Annotated in this window: 2 protein-coding genes and 1 pseudogene; 1 reads left to right on the forward strand and 2 read right to left on the reverse strand. The window is 34.3% G+C overall.

Features of this window, described 5'->3' with window-relative positions:
- Positions 1–61 (reverse strand): annotated as a pseudogene (locus tag ACKTR2_RS10075) (recombinase family protein); the annotation flags it as partial.
- Positions 62–442: 381 nt separating this feature from the next.
- Positions 443–991, reverse strand: a complete 549-nt coding sequence (locus ACKTR2_RS10080) for a TetR/AcrR family transcriptional regulator (RefSeq protein ID WP_407885000.1) — start codon at positions 989–991, stop codon at positions 443–445.
- Between the two features lie 164 nt (positions 992–1,155).
- On the opposite strand from ACKTR2_RS10080, the gene ACKTR2_RS10085 reads away from it, so the two are divergent.
- On the forward strand, positions 1,156–2,415 hold the full coding sequence (locus ACKTR2_RS10085; protein WP_407885002.1) for a YhgE/Pip domain-containing protein: 1,260 nt from the start codon (positions 1,156–1,158) through the stop codon (positions 2,413–2,415).
- Positions 2,416–2,748: the final 333 nt, after the last annotated feature.

The raw sequence follows: 2,748 nt of genomic DNA on the forward strand, positions 1-2,748 counted from the left end.
CTAACTGTCGATCTAAATGTTGCTCCTTGGAACTCACACGAGCATAACCGATTTTAGCCATTTCCAATTCTCCTTTTGGACAGTTCTAATGAACACTTGTAATTCCTAGTATAGCACAGAAATAAAAAAGACCATTAGGGTATACCCTAGTGGCCGTCACGTTAACTTATTGAAAATAGAAAGATTCTACTTTCCCTAAATGCTCTTATGTCAATAAATGCCCACCATCATGTGTTAAAATCACTTGCTGGTTGCTTTCTAGATGAATTTTCGGAACGCTAAACATTGGAATCCCTCTCTTCGATTGATGGTTGTGGTAACTTCAATCTAACAGATTGGGGTTCTTTTTTTATCACCCAACAGGTGAAAAGTGAAAACATTAGACAACGTTGATACTACAGTAACTGTCGTAAATTTTGGGATTTATATGAATAATTCAGGTTTAGCTTATCAAACAAAGGATTCCTGTAATTGCATGTTGTATTTTACTTGTATCAGGCAATTCTTGTTCATCAATTAGGTAATTAAAACTACCCAGAATAAGTGAAGTTAATAATGACATTTCAAACTTATCAGGTTTTTCCTCCAGCATACTTACAAGATTGTTTCTTAAAACCCTTTTTATCTCACTACTCAAATCTTTGCTATCCAATTGAATAGAGCGCAATGCTAAAATCTTTTCACGTTGTTTGATTAAAAGATTTTTTATATCAGGTGCCAATATGGATGTAATGCTCAAAAAGTTTTGATTTTGTTTATTTAAATTACTTCTTTTCTTCAATACTGAATCATAAGTCGACACAAAATCCTGAATCATTTTCGCGGCCAAGTGATACTTATCCTGATAGTGCCTATAAAATGTCTGACGATTGATCAAGGCTTTATTAGAGATATCAATTACCGATACATTATTAAATCCCTGTTGTCTTACTAATTGTATAAAAGAATTTTCAATTAACATTTCTGTTCTCTTATTTCTTAAATCAGTCATAAGTTCCTCCTTTTCTCCAAACATCAGTATAGATCCATATGTAACTTAAGTATACACAAATAACATTTTGTATGCCTAAGTGACGTTTCAAAAAAAGTTGTCTATGTCTTTCCAAAATAATATCCACTATTATTAGTACTTAGCTTAAAAGGGAGGAATATCAGATGTTCGATGTAATTCGTAGTAAAAGATATTGGTTAGCATTATTGCTTGTTGGAGCAATTATTGGAATAGTTTCATTTGCCTTAATTGGCATACGTAACTCTGTCAAAGTAAAACAAATTCCTGTAGCACTTGTCAACGAAGACAAAGGAATTCTCAGCAATAAAATTGAAAGTAAGTTGCGAAAGAAATTCAATGGAAAAGATTCAAAAATCAAATGGGTATCTCCACAAAAAGATGGTTTTAATGATCAAAAGTATTATGGGGCTTTCATTATTAGATCAGGATTTTCAAAAGAGTTACAGCAGCAAAATGAATCGCTAAAGGCCCAAATTATTAGCCAAAAGCTCACTACTCTTCAAAAAAAGGAGGAATTACCAGATTCTGCAAAATCACAATTGCTTCAAGCTAAATTTGTTACACAGAAACCCGTTCACCCTGCACAGATTAAGATCAGTATTAATCAAGGAATGAATGCTCAAGTATCGCAATTGCTATCCCAAGCACTTCCTCAGATTGCAAATACGCTTTCATCACGAATTAGCGCACAGCAACAAAGTGTTCTTAGCAAAAATAAGATTAATTTATCCGCAAAATCTTGGGATTTGGTTTCGACCCCTATTAGTGTATCTACTCATGAGTCTAATAAAATTGAAAAGAACACGATTGGTGGCGCAGCACCCATGCTTCTAGTGGCATTGGCGTGGTTTAGCGCTTTAATTCCCTCTCTTATTTTATGGCGCGAACATACAAAAAGAAGCGCTTCAAAATTTTTAAATGCTACAACAATAACTAGTCAACTAATTACCGGTTTGGTAGCAAGTATTCTTTCAGCAACAATTGGGTTCTTATTTGCTAATGTATTTAACCTAACAATTCCAAACCCAATTAACTTTATCGGATTAATGTTTATTAGTATCTTTGTCTTTTATCTTATTATAACGTGTGCCCTGGATTGGTTTGGATTTTTTGTCTACCCATTAGTACTCGTAGTCTGGTTCCTAGCAATTGCCGTGATATCTTATGCACCGGAAGCCCTTGATCCTTTGTACCGAAAGGGAATTTACAGTTGGGTTCCAATGCGATTTAGCATGCAAACACTAACAAATACTTTGTATTTCCATAATGGATCGAGTACCACCATGTCATCATTATTAGTCTTGTTAATAATTGGATTTGTCGCTGCTATCTTGATGTATAGTTCAGGATACTTAAAACACTATTTGTTCACGGTTCGCCCACACCGCAAAATAAATAATTAAACAAAACATGAAACCCAATTATTCATATCATCAAAAATAGCCAATCAATTGATTGACTATTTTTTGATGATCCATTTAGCAACAATTCCCTCAAAAAAAAAGAGAGTGTGAAATATTTTGTGTAAATGTATATAAAAATTCTGAATTGTATAGAGGCAGAGAATGTTCTTGAGGTATACCCTATTGGCTAAAAGCAAATAAAAATTAGGTCAATATCGACAAGCACCACAAATAAAAAAGCCGCCCTGCGTAACTTTGGTCGGTTACAGGGCGACAATGTAGTTTTGTAATCTAGACCACCGCCTTTGAAGCGGCTTGCACGGGAAGTCCTGT

Source organism: Furfurilactobacillus curtus, from assembly GCF_045862785.1.
Lineage (GTDB): Bacteria > Bacillota > Bacilli > Lactobacillales > Lactobacillaceae > Furfurilactobacillus > Furfurilactobacillus curtus.